The following is a 22998-nucleotide window of genomic DNA, read 5'->3' as shown; positions in this document are numbered from 1 at the left end:
CGTTCATTGAACCCACCGCGGGAAGGTGGCTACAGTGGGGGCCATGGCACTCGGCAAGGACTACGCGGCGCAGGAATGCTCGATCGCCCGCGCGCTGGAGATCGTCGGCGAGCGCTGGACGCTCCTCGTCGTGCGCGACGCCCTCTACGGCGTGCGCCGCTACAACGACTTCCTCGTCCACCTCGGCATCCCGCGCGCCGTCCTCGCCGCCCGGCTCCAGACGCTCACCGCCGCGGGCGTCCTGGACAAGCGCCGCTACCAGGAGTCGCCGCCGCGTGACGAGTACGTCGTCACCGAGCGCGGCCGCGCCCTGTGGCCCGCGCTGCGCGCCCTCGGCGCCTGGGGGCGGGGCATCCCCGGGACCGCGCCGCTGCGTGAGTTCCGCCACGCCGTGTGCGGCACCGCGCTCGGCGTCGTCGGGGAGTGCCCCGCCTGCGGAGGGCCCGTCCCGCTGGAGGACGTCGAGATGCTGCCGGGTGCCGGGCTCGATCTGGACCCCGCCGATCCGGTCAGCCGGGCCCTGCTCGCACCCCGCCGCCTTCTTCAGCCGGTCGTGACCGAGGCTGTATAACTGGCGGTACGCGTCCACGCGTAGACCCAGGACGCGTCGGAGGGCGACGGAAGGAGGAAGCCGCATGGTCCGCCCGAGCACCTGGTCCACCGGACTGCGCCCGGCCGCGCTGCTGCTCCTCCTGCTCGTCCAGAGCGTCCTCGTCGACACCGGCAGCCTCGCCGGAGCCGTCGCGCTCGCCGCGACCGCCGCCGCCGGCTCCGCCCTCGCGGCCTGCACCCTGCTCGCCGCCCGCAGCGCACCCGCCGTGCCGCGCCACCGGGTGCGCACCGCGATGCGCGACCGGGAACAGCGCACCGCGTTCCTGCCCCAGCGCGATCCCGACGCCTCCGGGCGCACCCGGCCCCGAGCACCGGGCCGTCCCGTCCCGACGGCCTGCTGACCCCGCCCTCCGGGGCCGGTCCCCGCAGCCCGTCACGCCGCACTCCCTGCTGACCACCGCCGCCCGTGGCCCACCGCTGCCGCGCCCGGCGCGTCCCGGCATCCGTCCGGCACGACGAGACCCCCGGAGGGCTCACCCATGTCGTCGTTCTTGTCCGTCTTCGCCAGCCTGGTCGAGCACTTGGCCGACCTGCTCCAGCCGCTCTTCGCCGCCTCGGCCACCGCCGCGGCGATCATCCTGTTCACCGCGTTCGTCCGGCTCCTCGTCCACCCCCTGTCGCGCGCCGGGGCCCGCGGCCAGCGCGCCCGGCTGGCGCTGCAACCGCGCGTGGCCGAGCTGCGCAAGAAGCACAAGAAGAACCCGGAAATGCTCCAGAAGGCGATCATGGAGCTGCATCGGGAGGAGAAGGTCTCCCCGCTCTCGGGGTGCCTGCCCATGTTGTTCCAGATGCCGGCGTTCTTCCTGCTGTACCACGTCTTCTCCAGCGGCAGCATCGGCGGCGAGCCCAACGCGCTGCTCGGCCACACCCTGGGCGCGGCCCCGCTGAGCGACACCTTCAAGGACGCGCTCGCCCACGGCGGCCTCTTCGGGGCGCAGGGGCTGGTCTACGTGGCGCTGTTCGCGCTCGTGGCGGCCGTGGCCACCTTCAACTACCGGCGCACCAAGCGGCAGATGGCCCTGTCGGCCGCCGCGGCCCCGGCCCCGGCCGCCGACCAGCCGCAGGTGCCGGGGATGGCGGCGATGTCGAAGTACATGCCGCTGATGTCCTTCATGACGCTCTTCTCGGTCGCCTTCGTGCCGCTGGCCGCCGCCCTGTACGTCGTCACGTCGACGACCTGGAGCGCCGTCGAGCGCGCGGTCCTGTACCGCGACATGCCGTACGGGACGGGGGCGGCGCTGCCCGCGCTCTGACCGCGGGCCGGTGGTGGCGGGCCGGTGGTGCGGGGACCCGAGGGGGGCGGGCCGGGACCGGGGCCGGTCCAGTCCGTGAACGGGGTATTGCGGAGCGGACCCCGAACTTGGAGGATCGACCAGACCTCCGATGGCTGTCGGCCGCACCGGGCCTAGGAGGCTCCTCCTAGCACAGAGGGAGTTACCCATGAAGCTGCTGCGAGTCGGTCCGGCCGGAGCCGAGCGTCCCGCACTGCTGGACGCCGACGGCACCCTGCGCGACGTGTCGGGCCTGGTGCCGGACGTCGACGGGGCGCTGCTCGCCGACGACGGGGCCCTGGACCGGGTCCGCGCCGCCGCCGCCACCGGCGACCTGCCCGTGCTCGACGCCACGGGGCTGCGCGTCGGCCCGCCGGTGGCCCGGATCGGCAAGGTCGTGTGCATCGGCCTGAACTACCACGACCACGCCGCGGAGACCGGCGCGGAGCCGCCCGCCGAGCCCGTCGTCTTCTTCAAGGCGGCGGACACGGTGGTCGGGCCGAACGACACGGTGCTGGTGCCGCGCGGCTCGGTCAAGACGGACTGGGAGGTGGAGCTGGCCGTGGTCATCGGACGTACGGCCCGCTACGTCGCCTCCCACGAGGCGGCGCTCGCCTGCGTCGCCGGGTACGCGGTCGCGCACGACGTGTCGGAACGCGAGTTCCAGATCGAGCGCGGCGGCACCTGGGACAAGGGCAAGAACTGCGAGACGTTCAACCCGCTCGGCCCCTGGCTGGTCACCGCGGACGAGGTACCGGACCCGCAGGCGCTCGGCCTGAAGCTGTGGGTCAACGGGGAGCTGAAGCAGGACGGCACCACCGCCGAGCAGATCTTCTCCGTCGCCGAAGTGGTGCGGTACGTGAGCCAGTTCATGACCCTGTACCCGGGCGACGTGATCAACACCGGCACGCCGGCCGGGGTGGCGATGGGTCAGCCCGAGCCCAAGCCGTACCTGCGGGCCGGGGACGTCGTGGAGCTGGAGATCGAGGGGCTCGGCCGGCAGCGGCAGGAGCTGAAGCCGGCGTAGGACGCGTCCTCCCCGTCCGGCGGCCGAGGCGCCTTTTCCCCGTAAGGGGGGCGAGGCGCCTCCTCCCCGTTCGGGGGCGCCGCGTGCGTGTCTGCCCGGGATGGGCGACGGTTCTTCACATAGTGCGCCTATGGGAAAAATCCGTACTGCCTCCGTGACCGCCGCGGCGGCCCTCGCCGTCGGGCTCGGCGGCGGGGCCGCGCACGCCGATCCGCTGCCGGGCGGTCTGGGCCCGTGCAAGGGGAGCAAGTGCCCCGGCACGTACCCGGCGCCCAACAACGGGTCGCCGAGCGGCCGGGACGACAACATCAACGTCTTCGTCGGCGGCGACATGCTCGTCCGCCGCGCCGCCGCGGAGGCGGAGGGCAAGGTCGTCGTCCTCGGCGGCTTCGACCAGGACAAGGACGCGGGCGTCTCGCAGGTCTACAACGTGGGCGTGGCCGGGGTCGGCTCCCGGGTGCCGCCGGAGAACGGCACCGACTTCCTCACCGTCGGCGGGGACCTGACCGTCGCGCCCGGTGAGCGGCTCCTCGCCGAGGAGGGTTCCGTCAGCGGTGTCGTGCGCCACGGCGGCACGCTCTCCGGGACGGTGAACCCGCCGGCCGTCGCCGACGCCGGGGCCGCCCGCCCGTACCGCGCGCTGCGGGCCCAGCTGGAGCGGGCCAGCCACTGCTACGCCTACGACAAAGGGGTGCACCGCAAGGCGACCGGCACGGCGGTCAACGACGGCACGACCACCGTCTTCACCGGGGACGGCCGCGCGGCGATCCAGGTCTTCGACATCGACTTCGACATGGTCGGCCGCGGTGGCGGCGCGGAGGGTTTCCGGTTCACCGGGATCCCGGCCGGTGCGACGGTCCTCGTGAACGTCTACGGGGACGCGCGGCAGATCAGCACGTACGAGGGGATGCTCCCGGAGGGGCTGCGCACGCGGCTGCTGTGGAACTTCCCCGACGCGACGGACGTCGCCCTCAGCGGCGGCACGCAGTTCTCCGGCAGCGCGCTGGTGGGCAACCCCGCGAGCATGACGACCATGACCATGTCCGGCTTCAACGGCCGCTTCTACTCGGCCGGTTCGCTCACCCATGCCTCGGCGGCGGGTGGCGGCGGGGGCCAGGAGGTCCACGCCTACCCCTTCGAGGGGGACCTGCCGACGTGCGAGGCCGTGGTGACCACGACGCCCACGCCCACGCGCTCACCGGAGCCGACGCCGACACCGACGCCGACGGACCCGGACTCGCCCGACCCCGTCCCGTCCCCGACGCCGAGCCCCTCCGTGACCGGGAGCAGCCCGGGGACGACGACCGGCGGCGGATCGGGCGGGAACGGAGGCTCCACGGGCGGCGGGAGCGCCTCCGGCGGGGGTGGGGGCGGGGGCACCTCCGGAGGAGAACTCGCCGACACCGGCGGCTCCGCGCCGGGCGCCGCGGTACTCGGCGCGATCGCCGCGACCACGGTGGCGGCGGGCGCGGGGATCGCGGCGGCGGCACGCAGGCGCCGGGGGACCGGCGGCACGCGCTGACCCGCCCCGCCGCCGTTCGCGGGTGCTGAACCGGACGCGTGCGGGGCAGGTGTCAGCGGCGGGCGCTGCACCCCGCCCCGCACACACGCACGCGGCGCGGCCGGGCGTCAGGCGGCCGCGATGAAGCGCTCCAGCGCCTCCACCACCAGCGCGTGGTCCTCGATCTGCGGGAGGCCGGAGACCACCACCACGCCGACGACGCCCGCACCCCGCACCGTGAGCGGGAACGCCCCGCCGTGGGCCGCGTACGCGTCCGGGTCCAGGCGCGAGGAGTCCTCGAACGTCGTGCCCTTGGCGCGGAACCGGCTGCCCACCAGGTACGAGGACGACTGGTAGCGCTCCACGACGCGGCGCTTGCGGGCGATCCACGCGTCGTTGTCCGGCGTCGAGCCGGGCAGCGCCGCGTGGAACAGCTGCTGGCCGCCGCGGGTGATGTCGACGGCGACCGGTGCCCGGCGCTCGCGGGCCAGCTCCACCAGGAGCGTGCCGAGGGCCCACGCGTCGTCGTACGTGAAGGAGTCCAGGACGAGCCGGCGCTCCTGCTCCTCCAGGGCCGGGACGTCCGGGGCGCTCACAGGGTCACCGTCACACCGTCGCGGGCGGAGCGGCGGGCCGCCTCCAGCACGTCGAGCGCGTCGGCGGCCTGCGTGGCGGGCACCGGGTTCGGGGCGCCGTCGCGCAGCGCGGCGGCCACGGCGGCGTAGTACGCGGGGTAGTCCCCGTCCAGCGTCCGCCGCGCGCGCCCGCCACCGGTCAGCGGGGACTCGCCGGAGCCGACGCGGCCCCACTGCGACTCGGCCTCCACGCCCCACGGCGTGCCCGGCACCGGGCGCCTGCCCTCGCGCAGCGCCGCCTCCTGCGGGTCGAGGCCGTACTTCACATAGCCCGCCTGCGAGCCGAGGACCCGGAAGCGCGGGCCGAGCTGGGCCGTCGTGGCGGAGACGTAGAGGTGCGAGCGGACGCCGTTCGCGTGGGTGAGGGCGAGGAACGTGTCGTCGTCGGCCTCGGCGCCCGCGCGGCGCACGTCCGACTCCGCGTACACGGAGGCGACCGGGCCGAACAGCACCAGGGCCTGGTCCACGACGTGGCTGCCCAGGTCGTACAGGAGCCCGCCGATCTCCTGCGGGTCGCCGGACTCGCGCCAGCCGCCCTTGGGCTGCGGGCGCCAGCGCTCGAAGCGCGACTCGAAGCGGTAGACGTCGCCCAACTCGCCGTCCTTGAGGAGGGCTTCCAGAGTGAGGAAGTCGTTGTCCCAGCGGCGGTTCTGGAAGACCGACAGGAGCAGGCCGCGCTCCTCGGCGAGCGCCGCGAGCGTACGGGCCTCGGCGGCCGTGCCCGCCACCGGCTTGTCGACGACGACCGGCAGGCCCGCCTCGAGGGCGGCCGTGGCGATCGCCACGTGCGTCTTGTTCGGCGAGGCGATGACGATCAGGTCGAGGTCGCCGGCGCGGGCCCACAGCTCGTCCGGGGCGGCCGCGAAGCGCAGCGCGTCGCCGTGCTCGGCGCGGGCCTGGGCCTGCCGCTCCGGGTTCGAGGTGACGACCGTGTCGAGGACCAGGCCCTCGGTCGCGGCGATCAGCGGGGCGTGGAAGACGGAGCCCGCCAGGCCGTAGCCGACGAGGCCCACCTTGAGCGGGGAGCTGGTACCAGTCATGCCCCCACTTAAGCAACGGTGTTGCCAAAGTGCAAGCGCGAGGGACAATGGCGAGGTGAACACCGATGCCGGGCCCACCGCGGGCGTGAACCTGACCGCTCTGCGCGGGCACAACGCCGCTCTCGTCCTCGACCTGTTGCGCACCGCGGGCGAGGGCGGGATCAGCCGCCTGGAGCTCGCCGAGCGCACCGGGCTCACCCCGCAGGCCGTCAGCAAGATCACGGCCCGGCTGCGCGGCGAGGGGCTCGTCGTCGAGGCGGGCCGGCGGGCCTCCACCGGGGGCAAGCCGCGCACCGTGCTGGGGCTGGTCGCGGGCGCCGGGCACGCGGTGGGGCTGCATCTGGACCGGGACGAGCTGCGCGCCGTCCTGACCGACCTGGCGGGCACGGTCGTCGCCGCCCGGCGCGCCCCGCTCGATCTGGGGGCGGGCGCGGACGCCGTCCTGGCCGCCACGGCGTGCGAGGTGAACGCGCTGCTCAGAGAGGGGGAAGGGGCGGGCGCGGAGGTGGGTGCGGGGGCGGGTGCGGGTGGCCGGTCCGTGCTCGGGGTCGGGGTCGCCGTGCCCGGGCCGCTCGACCACGCCGAGGGCGTGCTGCACCGGGTCACCGGGTTCCCGCAGTGGGACGGCTTCCCGCTGCGGGACGCGCTCGCCGAGCGGCTCGGGCTCCCGGTCGTCGTCGACAAGGACACGAACGCGGCGGCGCTGGGCCTCGCCCTCGAAGGCGCGGCGGGCGCGGGCGCGCGCTCCTTCGCCTACCTCCACCTCGGTACCGGGCTCGGCGCGGGGCTCGTGCTCGGCGGCGCGCTCTACCGCGGGGCGCGCACGGGGGCCGGTGAATTCGGCCACCAGGTCATCCAGTTGGACGGGCCGCGGTGCGGGTGCGGCAGCCGGGGCTGCATCGAGGCGCTCTGCCTGGCCGCGGTCGCGGCCGGTGGTGAGCGCGGTCTCGACGAGGCCGCGCGCGTGCTGGGCGAGGGCGCCGGGAACCTGGTGAGCCTGCTCGACATCGACGCCGTCCTGCTCGGCGGGCGGACCGTCTCCGCGGCCGAGGACCGGTTCGTACGGGGCGTGGCCGGGGTGCTCGGCGCGCGGGCCCGCCGGGAGGGCGGCACCGGCCCGATACCCGTACGAGCGGCACCCGGCGGCGCCACCCTCGTGGTCGAGGGCGCCGCGCAGCTCATCCTGGCGCCGCTGTTCGGGCGGGGAGAGGTGGCGCGGGCGGTGGCATAGGGGCCGCCGGGTGCGGCTGCCCCGGGGACGCGGTTGTGCCGCGCGCTTCTGGGTGGTGCGGGGACGCGGTTGTGCCGCGCGCTTCCGGGTGGTGCGGGGACGATGCGGTGCCGCGCGCTTCCGGGTGGGGCGGGGACGCAGCCCTGCCGCCCGCCCCCCCCGGGTGGCGCCGGGTCTCAATCGGGATCGATGCGTAAGTGGCCTGATCGAGGGGGTTTTCGGCGGCCATCGAGCCCTACGGGGTCGTGTCGTGGCGGGCGGGCCGCCGCGGGCGTGGCAGATTCCTCGGCCACGGCCGCCGTGCCCGCGGGTCCGCGGTGGTCGCCGACTCCGCGACCAGCAAAGGCTCTTCATGCGACTGCGCCGCACGCTCGCCCTGAGTGTCACCGCCACCGCCACCGCTGTCCTCGGCCTGACCGGGCCGGTACCGGTGGCGGCCGGGGCGAGCGGGTCGCCGGCGGGCCGGGCGTGCGAGGCCGCGTCGGACGGCGGCGCCTTCCCGGTCACCAGCACGATCCACGACGGCCCCGCCGAGTACCGCACCGGCGGCGCGCCCCGGCAGTGGACGCTCGACCTCACCAACACCACCGACGCCGCCTGCGACACCCTGCACCCCGTCCTGGTCCTCGCCGACCACCGGCGGACGCTGCGGTCCGGTCAGATCCGGCTGGAGTTCGACGACGGCGGGCGCTGGCGGCCGGTGCGGTTCGAGAAGACCGGGCAGGGCGACCACGTGGGCGTCTTCGACGACGGCTTCCGGGGGTTCTCGGCGGGCCCGGGACGGACGGTCACCGTGCGGGTCAGGCTCGGGTTCGCGCCGGGCACGGACCCCGGCCACGTGGTCGCCGCCGCCGCGCTCGTGCAGCGCCGCGGGGACGACGGTGCGTGGGTGGGGGAGTCCAAGGACTACCCGTTCGACATCGTGCCGGGCCCGGGTCCGGCACCGGACGGCGGCGGGGACACCGGCGGCGCAGACATCGGTGGCGGGGACGCCGGCGACGGCGGGGCCGGTGACCCCCCGGGCCGGTCCTACACCGCCGAACTGGCGGCGACGGGCCCGGGCGACACGCTCCTCGGCCTGGCATGCACCGCGGGCGGCCTCCTCCTCGCGGGCGCGGCCCTGATGACGGCGGCCCGCCGCCACCGCACGCCACCCTGCCGCTGACCACCCGGCACCCGGCACGACAGCCGCGACCACCCCGGCGGACGCACCCCGCACTCCACCCCCGCCCCCGCACGACAGCGCGGGCACCCCGGCGGACGTACCCCGCACCCCGCCTCACCCCTGGCGGCCCGGCGCCCCGCACGACAGCCGCGGCCACCCCGGCGCCCCGCACCCCGCCCCCGCACGACAGCCGCGGGCGCCCCGGCGGACGCACCCCGCACTCCGCCCCCGCCCCCGGCGGCCCGGCGCCCCCGCACGACAGCCGCGGGCGCCCCGGCGGACGCGCCCCACCCCCGGCGGTCCGCCGCCCCCGCACTCCACCCCCGTCCCCGGCGGACGCGCCCCGCACTCCACCCCCACCCCCGGCGGCCCGCCGCCCCCCGTTCACCCCCGTCTGGGACCATCCTCGCGTGGACTACCCGAACGACCAGGCACCCGGCGCTCCCGTGCGGGACGGCATCCCCGAGCACGGGCGTATCCCGAAGTACTACGCGGTGAAGGCGCGGCTCGTCGCTCTCATCGCCACGCTGGACGGCGGCCGGGCGCTGCCCACCGAGCGTGATCTCGCCGTGCGCTACGAGGTCTCGCGGGAGACCGTCCGGCAGGCGCTGCGCGAACTCCTGCTGGAGGGGCGCCTGCGCCGCCAGGGCCGGGGCACGGTCGTCGCGGGCCCCAAGCTGGAGCAGCCGCTGTCGCTGGCCTCGTACACCGAGGGCGTCCGCCGCCAGGGCAGGCGGCCGGGCCGGCACCTCATCGGCCTGGACCGCTTCCCGTGCCCGCCCGCCCTCGCCGCCGAGATCGGCCTCGAACGCGGCGAGCCCGTCTGGCACATGGAGCGCGTGCTGCTCGCCGACGACGAGCGGGTGGGCCTGGAGTCCACGTACGTGGCCGTCGCGCGGGTGCCGCGCCTGGAGACGGAGTTCGACCCCGACTCGTCCTTCTACTCGTACGTCCACGAACGCCTCGGCATCGCCTTCGGCTCCGCCGACGAACGCATCGAGACGGTGCTCGCCACGCCCCGCGAGGCGCTGCTGATCGGTACGCCGCCCGCGCTGCCGATGCTGCTGATCCACCGGGTCTCGTACGACACCGAGGGCCGGGCCACCGAGCGGGTGCGGACGCTGTACCGCGGGGACCGCTTCTCGTTCACCACGCGCCTGGGCACGCGGACGGAGACCGGGACGAGCTGATCGGGTCCTCCCGGTGGTCGGGACGTCGGCCGAGCCGGGCGCGAGGTCACAGAAAAATAACGGGTCTAGGCCAAGCTTGGGTGGCAGTTCACCGTCCCGTCGGTGTGCGGACCCTTGCGGGACACCCGCCGCGAGGAGCGTGGCCGCCGTGAGCAAGACGACCGACCGACCATCCGACAGCCGCGGCGGCATCAGGTTCGACCGGGTCTCCGTCGCCTATCCCGGCAGCACCGACACCGTCGCCCTCGACTCCCTCGACCTGACCGTGGCCCCCGGCGAGGTGATGGCGCTGCTGGGCCCGTCCGGCTCCGGCAAGACGACCGCCCTGCGCGCCGTCGCCGGTTTCGTGCGGCCCACCGCGGGCCGCGTCCTCCTCGGCGACCGCGACGTCACGGACCTGCCGCCGCACCGGCGCGGCATCGGGATGGTCGTGCAGCAGTACGCCCTCTTCCCGCACATGCGGGTCGCGGACAACGTCGCCTTCGGGATGCGCGCCCAGAAGGTGCCGAAGAAGGAGATACCGGGCCGGGTCGCCGAAGCCCTCGACCTGACCGGCATGAGCGCCTACGCCGAGCGGTACCCGCGCGAACTCTCCGGCGGCCAGCAGCAGCGCGTCGCCATCGCCCGCGCCCTCGCCATCCGCCCCGGCGTCCTGCTGCTCGACGAGCCGCTCTCCGCGCTCGACGCCCGGCTCCGCTCCGACATGCTGGCCGAACTGGCCCGGCTCCACCGCGAACTGCCCGACGTCTCCATCCTCTACGTCACCCACGACCAGATCGAGGCGCTGACCCTGGCCGACCGGATCGCCGTCATGGACCGGGCACGGCTCCAGGACGTGGGCACCCCGCAGGACCTCTACCGCAGGCCCCGCACCGAGTTCACCGCGTCCTTCGTCGGCAACGCCAACCTCCTGCCGGTGACGGTCGGACCAGCGGCGCGGGACACCGTGTCCTTCGGCCGCACCGAGCTGACGGTCCCCACCCGGGGCGCCGCCGCCGGGGCCACCGCCACCCTCTGCGTCCGCCCGCACCTCGTCGGGCTCGGCGACGGGCCCAACTCCCTGACGGGCGAGGTCGCCGAGGTCCAGTGGCGCGGCGCGACGCACCGGCTCCACGTCGACGTGGACGGCCACCGCCTCAAGGCCGACCTGCGTGAACTGCGCAGGCCGCCCGCGCCCGGCGAGCGGGTCACCGTGCACTTCACCCCGGACGACGCGGTGCTGCTGACGGCGGGGGTGAGCGCGGATGGCTGACGCCGCCACCCTGCCCGCCCCGGCACGGTCCCCCGCCCCCGCCCGGCCCCGGGCACGCGGATGGCTCTGGGCGCTGCCACCGGTCGCCGCCCTCGCCCTCGTCTTCCTCCACCCGCTCGGCCTCGTCGTCCGGCAGTCCTTCCAGCCGGACACCGGCGGCACGTCCCTGACGCCGTACGCGGACGTCTTCGCCTCCGCCGCGTTCCGCGACGCGCTCGGCACGACCGTGTGGCTCGCCCTCGGTTCGACGGCCGGCTGCCTCGTCCTCGGCTTCGTACTGGCCCTGGTCGTCGCGTTCGTGCCGTTCCCCGGCGCCCGGATCGTCGCCCGGTTCATCGACGTGTTCCTGTCGTTCCCGTCCTTCCTCATCACGCTGGCCCTGCTCTTCGTCTACGGGCGCACCGGCCTCGCCAACGGGGTGTGGACGGACGTGACGGGCGCGGGCAGCGGCCCCTTCCAGTTCCTGACCACGCCCTGGGGCGTGCTGCTCGCCGAGATCACCTACTTCACGCCGTTCGTGATGCGGCCGCTGCTCGCCGCGTTCTCGGCCCTGGACACCGCCCAGCTGGAGGTGGCGGCGTCGCTCGGCGCGCGGCCCGCCCGCGTCGTGCGCCAGGTCGTCCTGCCCGAGGCGCTGCCCGCCCTCGCCGCCGGCGGCAGCCTCGTCCTGGTCATGGCCCTCAACGAGTTCGGCATCGTCCTGTTCACCGGCGCCAAGGGCGTCACGACCCTGCCGACGCTCGTCTACAGCAAGGCGATCCTGGAGTCCGACTACCCGGGCGCCTGCGTCGTCGCCGTCGTCAACGTCCTCATCTCCGTGGGCCTGTACGGCCTGTACCGCGCGGCCGCCCGCCGCGCCGTCGTCCGCCGGGAGGTGACGAACCGTGCTGGTGCATAGCAAGAAGGCCAGGTGGGTGGTGTGGGCGGTCTTCCTCGTCCTGTTCCTGCCCCTGTTCGCCCTGCCGCTGCTCGTCGTCGTCGCCGCGTCCTTCGCGACCAACTGGTCGGGCGCGCTCCCCTCCGGCCTCACCGGTGACCACTACCGGGCGGCCACCAGCGGCGACGCGCTGACCGCGCTGACCACCAGCCTCGTCACCGCCCTCACGGCGAGCGTGCTCGCGCTGGTCGTCGGCGGCTGGGCCGCCCTCGCGGCGGCCACCCTGCGCGCCCGGGGGCGCCGCGCCATGGACGCCCTGTTCATGCTGCCGGTCGCCGTGCCGTCCGTGGTCGTCGGCCTCGCCGTGCTCGTCGCGTTCAGCAAGCCGCCGATGCTGCTCAACGGCACCCGCTGGATCGTCGTCCTCGCGCACACCGTCCTCGTCACCGCCTTCGCCTACCAGTCGGTGTCGGCCGCCGCCGTCCGCCTCGACCCGGCCTACGAGCAGGCCGCCGCCTCCCTCGGCGCCCGCCCCGCGTACGTCCTGTGGAAGGTGCGGCTGCCGCTGCTGCTGCCGTCCCTGAACGCCGCCGCGGGCCTGTGCTTCGCCCTGTCCATGGGCGAGCTGAGCGCCACGATGATGCTCTACCCGCCGGACTGGACGCCGCTGCCGGTGCAGATCTACGCGATCACCGACCGCGGCTCGCTCTTCACCGGCTCCGCGATCGCGGTGGTCCTGATGGCCGCGACGCTGCTCGTCCTGCTCGCCCTCTCCCGGATCCGCACCAGGGCCTCATACCGCTGACGCCCGATCCGCCCCTGCCCCTGCCCCGCCCTCCCGAATCCGCCAGGAGTTCCTCTCGCCATGCGCACGAACACGCTCACCACCTGCGCCGCCGTCACCGGCGCCCTCGTCCTCGCCGCCACGCTCACCGCCTGCGGCGGCGGTGCCGCCGCCGACGACAAGGTCGTCACCGTCTACAGCGCCGACGGCCTCAAGGGCGAGAACGGCGACGGCTGGTACGACAAGGTCTTCAAGGACTTCACCAAGAAGACCGGCATCGAGGTCAAGTACGTCGAGGGCGGCTCCGGCGAGATGGTGCAGCGCGCCGTCCGCGAGAAGTCCCACACCCAGGCCGACGTCCTCGTCACCCTGCCGCCCTTCATCCAGCAGGCGGCCGAGAAGAACCTGCTGACGAAGTACGCGCCCGCCGGCGCCGACCAGGTCGACGGCGCCGACAAGGCCGCCGACGGCACCTGGACCTCCGTCGTGAAGAACTACTTCGGCTTCGTCTACAACAAGAAGGAGCTCAAGCAGGCCCCCACCACCTGGGAGCAGCTGCTCGCCGGCTCGTACAAGGACAAGCTCCAGTACTCGACGCCCGGTGTCGCGGGCGACGGCACCGCGGTGCTGGTCAAGGCCATGCACGACTTCGGCGGCAAGCGGCAGGCCTTGGACTACCTGAAGAAGCTCCAGGCCAACAACGTCGGCCCGTCCGCCTCCACCGGCAAGCTCGCCCCCAAGGTCGACAAGGGCGAACTCCTCGTCGCCAACGGCGACGTGCAGATGAACTACGCCCAGTCCAAGGACCTGCCGAACCTCGGCATCTGGTTCCCGAAGAAGGCCGGCGGTAAGCCGACCTCCTTCGCCCTGCCCTACGCGGCCGGCCTCGTGAAGAGCGCCCCGCACACCGCCAACGGCAAGAAGCTCCTCGACTTCATGCTGGACACCGCCCAGCAGCGCGAGGTCAGCTCCGTCGGCGGCGGCTTCGCGGCCCGCAAGGACGTCCGGGCCACCGACGAGAACGCCATCGCCCTCGGCCGGATCATGGAAGGCGTCGAGGTCTTCGAGCCGGACTGGGCGGACATCGGCACGAACCTCCAGTCCTACGTGGAGGACTGGAAGTCCGCGACGGGCAGCTGACGCCGGACGCCCGGACGCCCGGCCGCGCTCAGACGCGGTCGACGAGGTCCGCGATCGAGTCGACCACCTCGGTCGGGCGGAACGGGAACCGCTCCAGCTCGGCCTCGGTGGTCAGCCCGGTCAGCACGAGGAAGGTCGTCATCCCCGCCTCGAGACCGGCCAGTACGTCGGTGTCCATCCGGTCGCCGATCATCGCGCTGGTCTCCGAGTGCGCCCCGATCGCGTTCAGCCCGGTGCGCATCATCAGCGGGTTCGGCTTGCCCACGAAGTAGGGCTCCTTGCCGGTCGCCTTGGTGATGAGCGCGGCCACCGAACCCGTGGCGGGCAGCACGCCCTCGGTCGAGGGCCCGGTGTTGTCGGGGTTGGTGGCGATGAACCGGGCGCCGCCGTTGATCAGCCGGATCGCCTTGGTGAGCGCCTCGAACGAGTACGTGCGCGTCTCGCCCAGGATCACGAAGTCGGGGTCCGAGTCGGTGAGGATGTACCCCGCCTCGTGCAGGGCGGTGGTCAGCCCGGCCTCCCCGATCACATAGGCGGTGCCGTTCGGCCGCTGGCTGTCGACGAACCGGGCGGTCGCCAGCGCCGACGTCCAGATGTTCTCTATCGGCACTTCGAGACCGATGCGGTTGAGCCGCGCGTGCAGGTCCCGGGCCGTGTAGATGGAGTTGTTCGTGAGGACGAGGAAGGGCTTGCCGGAATCGCGCAGCTTCTTGATGAACGCGTCCGCGCCCGGGATTGGCACCCCCTCGTGCATGAGGACGCCATCCATGTCGGTCAGCCACGATGCGATGGGCCTGGGCTCTGTCATGGGATGCGTGCTCCTACCCTGTCGATCTACGGGACGGCCATCGTATTCATGCCGGCCGCGATCCGGGGACCTGCACAAGACGCGGACCGAGACCGGTCCGCCGGGACCGGGACGCACCCGGTTCACCTGCGGAAACGCCGCTGACCTGCACACGAGCCCCCCCGGGATGCGGAAACCGGCCGGACGCGTGAACCTTCCTTTATCAGGAGGTTCACGATGCGTGCAGGTCCGCTTGCTCTGAGTGCCGCCACCGCGGCCGTCGTCCTGGTGACCGTGCCGGTCGCCACCGCACCGGCCGCCGACCGCGGCGGATCGGTCCTCGTCAGCCCCGCCACCGTGGCGGCGGGCACCGACGTCGACCTGCGGGTCAGCGGCTGCGACGGCACCACGGGCCGCGTCCGCTCCGCCGCCTTCGTCGCACCCGGCGTCCTCGCCCCCGCCGCCGACCGGCCCGCGCTGATCGCCGAGGCCCGGGTGAACTCCGCCACGGCCGCCGGGGAGTACCCGGTCGAGGTGGCCTGCGACGGCGGTGACACCACGATTCGCGGCACCGTCCGGGTCCTGGCGCACGGCAGCGCGCCCGCACCGACCCCCACCGCGCTCGTCCACGCCGGCGGCGGTGGCGCGGCGGCGCGGCTCGCCGCCCACCCCGCCCCGCGCGCCGTCTCGGACGGGCCCGGCACCCGGCACGCCGTCATCGGCCTGGTGCTCACCGCGATCGCCGCGGTGGCCGTGGCCTTCCGCAGCGTCCGGCGCCGCCGGTCCTCCCGGTAGCGGGGCGCGTCATGAGCGACCGCTCGCACGGCGCCGGACGGCTCATCGCCGGCCTGGCCTGGACGGTGCTGCTGCTCGGCCTGTGGCTGTGGGGCCGCGGCATCACCGACCTCAACCTCTCCTCGCCGACCACCGGCGACGCGGCGGCCGTCGGCCGGCCCTTCGCCGTCCGGCTGCCCGGCGCCCACGCGCCGGTCCGGGCGGCGCAGCCGCGGCGCATCGACATCGGCGCGCTGCACATCCGGGCGCCCGTCGTCGCCCGCGGCCTGGACGGCGGCGGTGCCGTCGACCCGCCCCCCTACGACCAGGAGGGCGTCGTCGGCTGGTACGGCGCGGGGGCCCGGCCGGGGGAGAGCGGCACCGCGCTGTTCGTCGGCCACGTCGACACCGAGAGCCGCCCGGCCGTCTTCTACCACCTGAGCGAGGCCACCTCCGGTGACACGGTGCGGGTGGTGCGCGACGACGGCTCCGTCGTGGAGTTCACCGTCGAGGACGTCCAGGTCTTCTCCCGCAAGACGTTCGACCCGGACAAGGTGTACGGGCAGCACCGGGCGGGGCGCGCCGAACTCCGGCTCATCACGTGCGGCGGCACCTTCGACCGGACGTCGCGCACGTACACCGCGAACGTCGTCGTCTCCGCGTACCTGACGGGTGTCGACGAGGCGCCGGGGCGCCCGCGCTGAGCGCCGGGGCACCTGACCCGGCCGGCGGCCCGCTCCCCCCGGAGCCGCCGGCCGGGCTGGTCCTCGACCGCGCGCGCAGCGGATTGCGGGAGTGATCCGGCGTCGGCGCGGGAGGTGCGGGAAGTCCGTCCGGTCGTGCTGGACTGCGGGCCGAGGTCCGGGGCCACGGAACCGACTGTAGAACGGATGAGCCCGTCAGCCTAGAGGGCGTCTGACGCCAGGTGCGAGCGCCGTAGCGGTGCGTGGTCGGGGCTGGTGGGGGCTGGTGGGGGCGCTCCTGGCCGCGCCGTGCTCCTACTGGTCCTGCTGCGGGGTCGCGGCCAGGCGCCGACGGATGTTGCCGAAGTGGTCCCGTATGGCCCGTTCCGCCCGGATCACCTCACCGGAGCGCACCGCGTCGAGGATCTCCCGGTGCTGACGGCACGTCACCCGCGGGTCCTGCGGCACGTCCACGAGGTCGGTGCGCACCCGGTGGAACGCCTCCCAGAACGCTTCCATCACCTCGACGAGCAGCGGGTTGCCGAGGCCCCGGTAGAGCGTGGCGTGGAAGGCGCGGTCGGTGGCGGCGGCGACCGTGCCGTCCGGGGCCGCGGCCTCCTTGTCCATCTGCCCGACGAGGGCGTCCAGTTCGGCCAGGTCCGCGTCGGCGAGGCGGCCCGCGAGCCGCGCCACGAGCCCGGTCTCCACGGCCTCGCGCAGCTCAAGGAGCTGGAGCAGGCTGTCCTCGCCGCGGTAGTGCCCGGCGACGGTCCGGAAGGCGAGGCCCTCGATCATCGGCGCCATCGACATCGGCCCCACGTAGGTGCCGAAGCCGTGCCGGATCTCGACGATGCCCATCGCCTGGAGGGCCTTGAGCGCCTCACGCACGGAGTTGCGGCTGACGCCGAGCAGCTCCATCAGCTCGGGCTCGGTGGGCAGCGAGGCCCCCGGGGGGAGCCGCCGGTCGACGATCAGCTTCTTGATCTGCTCCTGCAGGACACGCGCCATCCCCACACGGTAGCGGCCCACCCCTGCACGGGGCCCCTGCTGAACCTGGCCGAGGGGATCGAGACTGGCGAAGCACGCGGGCGGGCCGCGACCCCGCCCGCGGGGGTGTGGGTGGCGAAGCCCCCACAGCGCGCGGCGCAGCCGCGCAGAAAAAACGGTGGCGGAACCGGTTCGCGCTTTTTGCGAACAGATCCCGCCACCGACAACGTGCGCCGCCAGGGACTCGAACCCCGGACCCGCTGATTAAGAGTCAGCTGCTCTAACCAACTGAGCTAGCGGCGCGTGCTGACCTGCATAACTTTACCCGACCCTCCGGGGTGCTCGTGACCACTCGACGCGCCGAGGGGCAGGGTGATTTATACCGGTTTCCATCTTTTGGACCGTCAACATGCGATTTGCGTAGAGAGTTGAGACGCTTTCCGCGTGCGACAACGTGGCTCGACAGGTCAACGGACGGCACCGGAATGTGAGGGGAATCGCATGGAGCGCAGCGGGTGCGAGGGGCACGTGAAGCCGCCGGTCTTCGAGGAGATCGCCCCGGCGGACGACTGCGACTGCGCGGGCTGCCGCCAGTGGCGCGGCGCGGTCCCGCACCCGGTGCGTACCCGGATCAACGCCCGGCACGCGCTGGTCGCCGCCGCGGCCGCCGGCACCGTCATCGGTGGCCTCCAGGCCACCCCCGCGGCCGCCGGCGAACACCACGAGGAGAGACCGGACGACCCCGGACCCGGCGACGGGAGCCCCACCCCGACCCCGCAGGGCGACGCCGGCGCCCTGCACGGGGACCCCGGCCCCACGACGGAGGCCGCCCAGCCCGCGCAGCAGGCCGCCGAACGCGGCACGACACGCGCCGCGATCATCCAGCGCGCCCAGACCTGGGTCGAGGCGAAGGTCCCGTACGACATGAACAAGTTCTGGAAGGACGGCTACCGCCAGGACTGCTCGGGTTTCGTCTCCATGGCCTGGGACCTGCCGGGCAACGAATGGACCGGCAGCCTCGCCAAGTTCGGCACCCGCATCACCAAGGAGGAGCTGGAACCCGGCGACATCCTGCTCTTCCACAACCCGAAGAACCCGGAGAAGGGTTCGCACGTCACGATCTTCGGCGGCTGGACCGACTACACGCGCACCTCCTACCTCGCCTACGAGCAGACCCGCCCCGGCGCCCGCCGCCAGGCCACCCCGTACGCGTACTGGAGCAACTCGAGCCGCTACGTCCCCTACCGCTCCAAGGGCGTGACGGCGGCCGGCACCGCGGGGGCGGCCGCGCCGGAGAGGCCCGGCACGCGCTTCCCCGGCCCCGTGTCCTTCGGGCCTGGCGCCGACAACGCGTACGTCACGCAGCTCGGGCGGCTGCTCGTGCAGCGGGGCGGCAAGCGGTTCTACCACCAGGGGCCGGGGCCGCGCTGGAGCGAGGCGGACCGCCGGGCGACGCGCGCCTTCCAGCAGGCCCAGGGGTGGACCGGCCGGGACGCGGACGGCCTGCCCGGGCCGACGACATGGTCGTACCTGCTCACCGGCAAGGGGCGGGACATCCCGAGCGCGGGCGCGGGCGGCGGGGCGCCGGCGTTCCCGGGGGCGGCGAAGTTCCGGCCCGGCGCGCACAACGCCTCGGTGACGCAGCTCGGCAGGCAGCTCGTGAAGAAAGGATTCGGTAAGTACTACCACCAGGGGCCGGGCCCCCGCTGGAGCGAGGCGGACCGGCGCAACGTGGAGGCGTTCCAGCGCGCCCAGGGCTGGCGGGGCAGGTCCGCGGACGGCTATCCGGGGCCCGAGACCTGGCGGCGGCTCTTCTCATGACGCGGCACGCCGGACGCGGCCCGGCGCCCGGCCCGGCCCCCGGACGCGGCCCGGCCCCCGGACGCGGCCCGGCCCCCGGACGCGGCCCGGCCCCCGGCCGCGGCCCCGGCGCAGCACGGAACGCAGGAACGGACGCGGTGTGGATCTCAGGACGGAGGCGCGGATGAGCACGACGACGGAACAGCCGGTACAGGTGGCGGAGGAGCCGACGGCGGGGGACGGGCCCGGCGAGGGGCGGACGGCGGGCGGCGGCGACGCGGTGGCCGCGGTGCTCGGGCTGCGCGGGACCCGGGTCATCCGCAACGAGACGACCACCGAGATCCCCGTGCACCTGCTCTTCCGGGACGACCCGGACCCGGTGGCCGTGCCGCTGCGGCCCGCGGTGGTGGGCACCGGAACCGGCGGCGGCCGCCCCGCGTCCCCGCCGAGCCCGCGGGACCGGGCCGTGCCCGCCGTCGACCCAGAACTGGGGGAGCGGCGCGGGCGCGTGCTGCCCGGCGCGGTCGGCGTCCTCGGCGGGGCCGCGGGCCTGGCCGGGGCCGCCGGGACGCTGGGCTGGGCCGGCCTGCTGCCGCGGATCGTGACGGAGGTGGCCGGGCTTCCCGGGTACGAGGGCGCGGGGCTCGGCGTCCGGCAGTGGGCGGCGTTCGCGGGCTCCGGAGCGCTCACCCTCTTCGGCCTCGGCGGCCTCGCGCGCGGCCGGGCCGGGCGTGCCTGGGTGCTCACCCTGTTCGGCCGCTACCGGGGGAGCGTGCGCAGGTCGGGGCTGCTGTGGGTGAACCCGCTGCTGCTGCGGCGCCGGGTCGACGTACGCCTGCGGCACTGGCGCAGCGAAGCGCTGCCCGCGGTCGACGCGAACGGGGTCGCGCTGCGGGTCGTCGTGCTCGTCGTGTGGCGGGTCAAGGACACGGCGCGGGCGACGCTCGGCGTCGAGGACCACGAGGAGTACCTGCGCGCGTGCGTGGAGGCGGGGCTCGCCCGGGTCGTGTCGCAGCTGCCCGTGGACGCTCCGCCGCCCGTCGCCGACGCGGCCGCCGCACAGCCGGGCGCGCCGACGCTGCGCGACGCGGAGGCCGTCGGGGAGCTGCTGACGCGGCGGCTCGCCGCGGACGTCGGGAGCGTCGGCGTCGAGATCTTCTCGGCGCAGCCGACCAGGATCGAGTACGCGCCCGAGGTGGCGGCGGTGATGCGGCGCCGCCGGGTCGCGGCCCTCGACGCGCAGCACCGCGACGGCGTGCTCACCTCCGTCGTGGACTCGGTGGAGGAGACGATGACGCGGCTGACGGCCCGGGGCCTGGTCGAGCTGGACGACTACGAGCGCAAGGCGCTCGTGAAGGACCTGACGGTGGCGTTCTGCACGGGCCGGGGTGAGTGAGCCGCGGTGAACCACCGGTGAGGTGAGGGGGCCGGGTCCCGGGGGTGTGCGGGGCCGTGGCGGCCGGTCCGTTCCGGTGCCGTACGAGACCGGGTCAAGTCTTTGTATGGACACGGCCAACTCCCGGCCATACATTGGGGGTTGGTCTAGACCTGAAACACTCGGCACCGCTGTGCGCACGGCTTCCGGTACTCCCCACACCCCCAGGAGCGGCAGCATGCGAAAGAAGATCTACGCGGCCTTGCTCGGCCTCACCACCGCCGGGGCGTTCGCGCTCTCCGCGGGCGGCGCGAGCAGCCACGGCTACACCGACCTGCCCATCAGCCGGCAGAAACTCTGTGCCAACGGCACCGTCGCCAACTGCGGCAACATCCAGTGGGAGCCGCAGAGCGTCGAGGGCCCCAAGGGCTTCCCGGCCGCGGGCCCCGCCGACGGGCAGATATGCTCCGGCAACCACGGCGAGTTCGGGCAGCTCAACGGGGCCCGGCAGCCGAACGGCTCCGCCTGGCCGACCACCAAGGTGACGGGCGGTCAGAGCTACACGTTCCGCTGGCAGTTCACCGCGCGGCACTCCACCACGGACTTCCGCTACTACGTCACGAAGAACGGCTGGAACGAGAGCCAGCCGCTGACCCGCGCCGCCCTGGACACCACCCCGTTCCTCACGGTGCCCTACAGCGGCCAGCCGCCGGCCACCCTCTCGCACTCCGGCACCCTGCCCTCCGGCAAGTCCGGACACCACGTGATCCTCGCGGTGTGGACGATCGCCGACACGGCGAACGCCTTCTACGCGTGCTCGGACGTCACCTTCTGATCCCTCGCGGGCGGCCTCCCCGTGCGCCGGTCCTGTCGCGGGCCGGCGTGCGGGGTCGCGCGCGGCAAGGCACGTAGCAGGTCTCCACTTCTGACGGTGCGTCAACTATGGTGCGCCGCCATGGGACCGACGACGCGCACCTTCGCGGAACTCGTCCAGGAGCGCTGGGGCGACCACCGGCCCGGGCTCGCCTTCGAGGACCGGGTCCTCAGCCACCACCAGCTGGCCTCGGGCGCGGCCGCGCGGGCCGCGCTCCTCGCCGGTCTGCTGCCGCGCGGTGCCGCGCCGCACGTCGGGGTGCTGCTGGAGAACACACCCGAGTTCCCGCAGTGGCTGGCCGCGGCGGCGCTCGCCGGGGCCGCCGTCGCCGGGATCAACCCCACCCGGCGCGGCGCCGAACTGGCCCGCGACATCGCCCACACCGAGTGCCGCGTCCTCGTCACCGAGCGGGCCCGGCTGCCGCTGCTCGACGGTGTCCGGCTGGACGGGGTCCGCGTCCTCGTCACCGACAGCGGCGCCTACGCCGACCTGCTCGCCCCCTACAAGGGCGCGGAGCCGGTGATCGCGGCGGGGGTCGGGCCCGCCACGCGGATGCTGCTCTACTTCACCTCCGGGTCGACCGGCGCCCCCAAGGCCGCGATCTGCACGCAGGGGCGGCTCGCCGCCGCCGGACGGTCCCTGGCCGCCACCTTCGAGGTGCGCCCGGACGACGTGCACTACATCTGCATGCCGCTCTTCCACGGCAACGCCGTCATCGCCGGCTGGGCCCCGGCCGTGGCGGCGGGGGCGGGCGTGGCACTGGCCCGGCGGTTCTCCGCGTCCCGGTTCCTGGACGACGTACGGCGGTACCGGGCGACGTACTTCACGTACGTGGGGCGGGCCGTGCAGTACGTCCTGGCCACCGCCGAACGCCCCGACGACCGGGACAACCCGCTGCGGGTCGGGTTCGGCACCGAGGCGGGGGCGGTGGACGCGGCGCGGTTCGAGGAGCGGTTCGGGGTGCGGCTCGTCGAGGGGTACGGGTCGTCCGAGGGCGGCGCCGCCGTGCAGCGGACCGGCGACACCCCGCCCGGCGCGATCGGCCGCGCCGCGCCCGGCGACGACCTGGCGGTGCTCGACCCCGCGACGGGGGCCGAGTGCCCGCCCGCCGTGTTCGGCCCCGGCGGGCGGCTGGTCAACGGGGACGCCGCGATCGGGGAGCTGGTGAACCGCGGGCGCTCGTCCTTCGAGGGGTACTGGCGCAACGAGGCCGCGTACGCGGAGCGGGTCCGGCGGCACGGGTGGTACTGGACCGGTGACCTCTTCTACCGGGACGCGGCCGGGTTCCTGTACTTCGCCGGGCGCGGCGACGACAAGATCCGGGTGGACGGCGAGAACCTCGCCCCCGCCATGATCGAGAACATCCTCGCGCGCTGGGCGGACGCGGCGGCCGTCGCCGTGTACGGGGTGCCCGACCCTGTCTCGGGGGACCAGGTGATGGCGACGGTGGCGCTTCGCGCGGGGGCCGCTTTCGATCCGCCGGCCTTCGCGGAGTTCCTGCGGTGCCAGGACGACCTCGGCACCAAGATGGCGCCCCGCTTCGTACGGGTGGTGGAGCGGATGCCGGTGACGGCGACGAACAAGGTGCGGCGCGGGGAGCTGCGCCGCGCGGGCTTCTGGAGCGGGGGCCAGGTGTGGTGGCGGCCGGCGGGCGAGGCGGCGTACCGGCTGCTGACGCCGGACGCGTACGAGGCCCTGGCCGGGGTGTACCGGGACCAGGGGCGGGCCGCGCTGCTCCCGGCGCCCTGACCCCCCGGCGATCTTGGTCGCGGGCACCCTCCCGGACCGGGTACTATTTTCCTGTCAGCAGGCGCCGCTAGCTCAGTTGGTTAGAGCAGCTGACTCTTAATCAGCGGGTCCGGGGTTCGAGTCCCTGGCGGCGCACGTTGTCGGTGGCGGGATCTGTTCGCGGTATACGCGAGCGGGTCCCGCCACTGTTGTTTTTGCGCGGCTGCGCCGCGCGTTGTGGGGGCTTCGCCACCCACACCCCCAC

Annotated in this window: 22 protein-coding genes and 2 tRNA genes; 19 read left to right on the top strand and 5 right to left on the bottom strand. The window is 74.5% G+C overall.

Translation table 11 applies throughout. From position 1 onward, the window contains the following. Positions 1-43 precede the first annotated feature (43 nt). The 5 genes from ACIBW6_RS04420 (at position 44) to ACIBW6_RS04400 (ending at position 4432) form a co-directional block, all read left to right on the top strand. On the top strand, positions 44-571 hold the full coding sequence (locus tag ACIBW6_RS04420; protein ID WP_399056558.1) for a winged helix-turn-helix transcriptional regulator: 528 nt from the start codon (positions 44-46) through the stop codon (positions 569-571). 64 nt (positions 572-635) lie between these two features. Next, positions 636-953, top strand: a complete 318-nt coding sequence (locus tag ACIBW6_RS04415; protein ID WP_399056556.1) for a DUF6412 domain-containing protein — start codon at positions 636-638, stop codon at positions 951-953. A gap of 138 nt (positions 954-1091) precedes the next feature. After that, positions 1092-1865 (top strand): YidC/Oxa1 family membrane protein insertase, encoded by a 774-nt coding sequence (locus ACIBW6_RS04410; RefSeq protein ID WP_399056554.1) that lies wholly within the window; start codon positions 1092-1094, stop codon positions 1863-1865. A 187-nt stretch (positions 1866-2052) separates the two neighbouring features. Next, positions 2053-2910 carry a fumarylacetoacetate hydrolase family protein gene (locus ACIBW6_RS04405; RefSeq protein WP_399056552.1) on the top strand — a complete coding sequence of 286 codons (858 nt, stop codon included), beginning with the start codon at positions 2053-2055 and terminating at the stop codon, positions 2908-2910. Between the two features lie 130 nt (positions 2911-3040). Further along, positions 3041-4432, top strand: coding sequence for a choice-of-anchor A family protein (locus tag ACIBW6_RS04400; protein WP_399056550.1), 1392 nt, complete (start codon positions 3041-3043; stop codon positions 4430-4432). Positions 4433-4539: 107 nt separating this feature from the next. Here the strand turns inward: ACIBW6_RS04400 and ACIBW6_RS04395 are convergent, their stop codons facing one another. Next, a complete protein-coding gene (locus ACIBW6_RS04395; protein WP_399056548.1) occupies positions 4540-5007 on the bottom strand; it encodes a heme-degrading domain-containing protein in 468 nt (155 codons plus the stop codon). After that, a complete protein-coding gene (locus ACIBW6_RS04390; RefSeq protein WP_399056545.1) occupies positions 5004-6086 on the bottom strand; it encodes a Gfo/Idh/MocA family oxidoreductase in 1083 nt (360 codons plus the stop codon). The genes ACIBW6_RS04395 and ACIBW6_RS04390 overlap by 4 nt, the downstream gene beginning before the upstream one ends. Before the next feature lie 55 nt (positions 6087-6141). On the opposite strand from ACIBW6_RS04390, the gene ACIBW6_RS04385 reads away from it, so the two are divergent. The 7 genes from ACIBW6_RS04385 to ACIBW6_RS04355 all read left to right on the top strand — a co-directional run bounded on the left by ACIBW6_RS04385 (position 6142) and on the right by ACIBW6_RS04355 (position 13725). After that, the gene (locus tag ACIBW6_RS04385; protein ID WP_399056543.1) at positions 6142-7317 is read left to right on the top strand and encodes an ROK family protein; all 1176 of its coding nucleotides are present in this window, start codon (positions 6142-6144) and stop codon (positions 7315-7317) included. A gap of 352 nt (positions 7318-7669) precedes the next feature. Next, positions 7670-8482 (top strand): hypothetical protein, encoded by an 813-nt coding sequence (locus ACIBW6_RS04380; protein ID WP_399056541.1) that lies wholly within the window; start codon positions 7670-7672, stop codon positions 8480-8482. A 410-nt stretch (positions 8483-8892) separates the two neighbouring features. Further along, positions 8893-9672 carry a GntR family transcriptional regulator gene (locus tag ACIBW6_RS04375; protein WP_399056538.1) on the top strand — a complete coding sequence of 260 codons (780 nt, stop codon included), beginning with the start codon at positions 8893-8895 and terminating at the stop codon, positions 9670-9672. 148 nt (positions 9673-9820) lie between these two features. Next, entirely contained in the window at positions 9821-10924 is a 1104-nt protein-coding gene (locus ACIBW6_RS04370; protein WP_399056536.1) for an ABC transporter ATP-binding protein, read from the top strand. Continuing rightward, entirely contained in the window at positions 10917-11822 is a 906-nt protein-coding gene (locus ACIBW6_RS04365; RefSeq protein ID WP_399056534.1) for a 2-aminoethylphosphonate ABC transporter permease subunit, read from the top strand. The genes ACIBW6_RS04370 and ACIBW6_RS04365 overlap by 8 nt, the downstream gene beginning before the upstream one ends. Beyond that, positions 11809-12606: an ABC transporter permease gene (locus ACIBW6_RS04360; protein ID WP_399056531.1), complete on the top strand. Its 798-nt coding sequence runs from the start codon at positions 11809-11811 to the stop codon at positions 12604-12606. Before ACIBW6_RS04365 ends, ACIBW6_RS04360 begins: the two co-directional genes overlap by 14 nt. Before the next feature lie 60 nt (positions 12607-12666). Next, positions 12667-13725, top strand: a complete 1059-nt coding sequence (locus ACIBW6_RS04355) for a 2-aminoethylphosphonate ABC transporter substrate-binding protein (protein ID WP_399056529.1) — start codon at positions 12667-12669, stop codon at positions 13723-13725. A 28-nt stretch (positions 13726-13753) separates the two neighbouring features. Here ACIBW6_RS04355 and ACIBW6_RS04350 read toward each other — a convergent pair whose 3' ends face one another. Then, the gene (locus tag ACIBW6_RS04350) at positions 13754-14533 is read right to left on the bottom strand and encodes an HAD-IIA family hydrolase (RefSeq protein WP_399056527.1); all 780 of its coding nucleotides are present in this window, start codon (positions 14531-14533) and stop codon (positions 13754-13756) included. A 216-nt stretch (positions 14534-14749) separates the two neighbouring features. Here ACIBW6_RS04350 and ACIBW6_RS04345 point away from each other — a divergent pair, with 216 nt between their 5' ends. Further along, positions 14750-15307 (top strand): hypothetical protein, encoded by a 558-nt coding sequence (locus ACIBW6_RS04345; RefSeq protein WP_399056525.1) that lies wholly within the window; start codon positions 14750-14752, stop codon positions 15305-15307. Between the two features lie 11 nt (positions 15308-15318). Continuing rightward, the gene (locus ACIBW6_RS04340) at positions 15319-15990 is read left to right on the top strand and encodes a class F sortase (protein ID WP_399056523.1); all 672 of its coding nucleotides are present in this window, start codon (positions 15319-15321) and stop codon (positions 15988-15990) included. Positions 15991-16284: 294 nt separating this feature from the next. On the opposite strand, the gene ACIBW6_RS04335 is transcribed toward ACIBW6_RS04340, so the two are convergent. Together ACIBW6_RS04335 and ACIBW6_RS04330 are read right to left on the bottom strand one after the other, a co-directional pair. Further along, entirely contained in the window at positions 16285-16977 is a 693-nt protein-coding gene (locus tag ACIBW6_RS04335) for a FadR/GntR family transcriptional regulator (RefSeq protein WP_399056521.1), read from the bottom strand. A 208-nt stretch (positions 16978-17185) separates the two neighbouring features. Further along, positions 17186-17259 (bottom strand) — tRNA-Lys (locus ACIBW6_RS04330). A gap of 225 nt (positions 17260-17484) precedes the next feature. Here ACIBW6_RS04330 and ACIBW6_RS04325 point away from each other — a divergent pair. The 5 genes from ACIBW6_RS04325 to ACIBW6_RS04305 all read left to right on the top strand — a co-directional run bounded on the left by ACIBW6_RS04325 (position 17485) and on the right by ACIBW6_RS04305 (position 22889). Beyond that, on the top strand, positions 17485-18777 hold the full coding sequence (locus ACIBW6_RS04325; protein WP_399057648.1) for a peptidoglycan-binding protein: 1293 nt from the start codon (positions 17485-17487) through the stop codon (positions 18775-18777). A 163-nt stretch (positions 18778-18940) separates the two neighbouring features. Next, complete coding sequence (locus ACIBW6_RS04320; protein ID WP_399056519.1) at positions 18941-20152, top strand: SPFH domain-containing protein; 1212 nt, start codon at positions 18941-18943, stop codon at positions 20150-20152. Positions 20153-20369: 217 nt separating this feature from the next. Then, entirely contained in the window at positions 20370-20966 is a 597-nt protein-coding gene (locus ACIBW6_RS04315) for a lytic polysaccharide monooxygenase (protein ID WP_399056517.1), read from the top strand. 120 nt (positions 20967-21086) lie between these two features. Further along, positions 21087-22754 carry an AMP-binding protein gene (locus ACIBW6_RS04310; protein WP_399056515.1) on the top strand — a complete coding sequence of 556 codons (1668 nt, stop codon included), beginning with the start codon at positions 21087-21089 and terminating at the stop codon, positions 22752-22754. 61 nt (positions 22755-22815) lie between these two features. Continuing rightward, a tRNA-Lys gene (locus tag ACIBW6_RS04305) sits at positions 22816-22889 on the top strand. Positions 22890-22998 lie beyond the last annotated feature (109 nt).

It is taken from the genome of Streptomyces sp. NPDC049813, assembly GCF_044465085.1.
Classification (GTDB): Bacteria; Actinomycetota; Actinomycetes; order Streptomycetales; family Streptomycetaceae; genus Streptomyces.
The sequence above is the reverse complement of the archived record's forward strand: the minus strand, read 5'-3'. Positions and strand labels throughout refer to the sequence as shown.

Bases quoted from the DNA above. Each gene is read 5' to 3' on its own strand.
- ACIBW6_RS04420 (WP_399056558.1), top strand. From the start codon at position 44: ATGGCACTCGGCAAGGACTACGCGGCGCAGGAATGCTCGATCGCCCGC.
- ACIBW6_RS04415 (WP_399056556.1), top strand. From the start codon at position 636: ATGGTCCGCCCGAGCACCTGGTCCACCGGACTGCGCCCGGCCGCGCTG.
- ACIBW6_RS04410 (WP_399056554.1), top strand. From the start codon at position 1,092: ATGTCGTCGTTCTTGTCCGTCTTCGCCAGCCTGGTCGAGCACTTGGCC.
- ACIBW6_RS04405 (WP_399056552.1), top strand. From the start codon at position 2,053: ATGAAGCTGCTGCGAGTCGGTCCGGCCGGAGCCGAGCGTCCCGCACTG.
- ACIBW6_RS04400 (WP_399056550.1), top strand. From the start codon at position 3,041: ATGGGAAAAATCCGTACTGCCTCCGTGACCGCCGCGGCGGCCCTCGCC.
- ACIBW6_RS04390 (WP_399056545.1), bottom strand. From the start codon at position 6,086: ATGACTGGTACCAGCTCCCCGCTCAAGGTGGGCCTCGTCGGCTACGGC.
- ACIBW6_RS04380 (WP_399056541.1), top strand. From the start codon at position 7,670: ATGCGACTGCGCCGCACGCTCGCCCTGAGTGTCACCGCCACCGCCACC.
- ACIBW6_RS04365 (WP_399056534.1), top strand. From the start codon at position 10,917: ATGGCTGACGCCGCCACCCTGCCCGCCCCGGCACGGTCCCCCGCCCCC.
- ACIBW6_RS04355 (WP_399056529.1), top strand. From the start codon at position 12,667: ATGCGCACGAACACGCTCACCACCTGCGCCGCCGTCACCGGCGCCCTC.
- ACIBW6_RS04350 (WP_399056527.1), bottom strand. From the start codon at position 14,533: ATGACAGAGCCCAGGCCCATCGCATCGTGGCTGACCGACATGGATGGC.
- ACIBW6_RS04345 (WP_399056525.1), top strand. From the start codon at position 14,750: ATGCGTGCAGGTCCGCTTGCTCTGAGTGCCGCCACCGCGGCCGTCGTC.
- ACIBW6_RS04340 (WP_399056523.1), top strand. From the start codon at position 15,319: ATGAGCGACCGCTCGCACGGCGCCGGACGGCTCATCGCCGGCCTGGCC.
- ACIBW6_RS04335 (WP_399056521.1), bottom strand. From the start codon at position 16,977: ATGGCGCGTGTCCTGCAGGAGCAGATCAAGAAGCTGATCGTCGACCGG.
- ACIBW6_RS04320 (WP_399056519.1), top strand. From the start codon at position 18,941: ATGAGCACGACGACGGAACAGCCGGTACAGGTGGCGGAGGAGCCGACG.
- ACIBW6_RS04315 (WP_399056517.1), top strand. From the start codon at position 20,370: ATGCGAAAGAAGATCTACGCGGCCTTGCTCGGCCTCACCACCGCCGGG.
- ACIBW6_RS04310 (WP_399056515.1), top strand. From the start codon at position 21,087: ATGGGACCGACGACGCGCACCTTCGCGGAACTCGTCCAGGAGCGCTGG.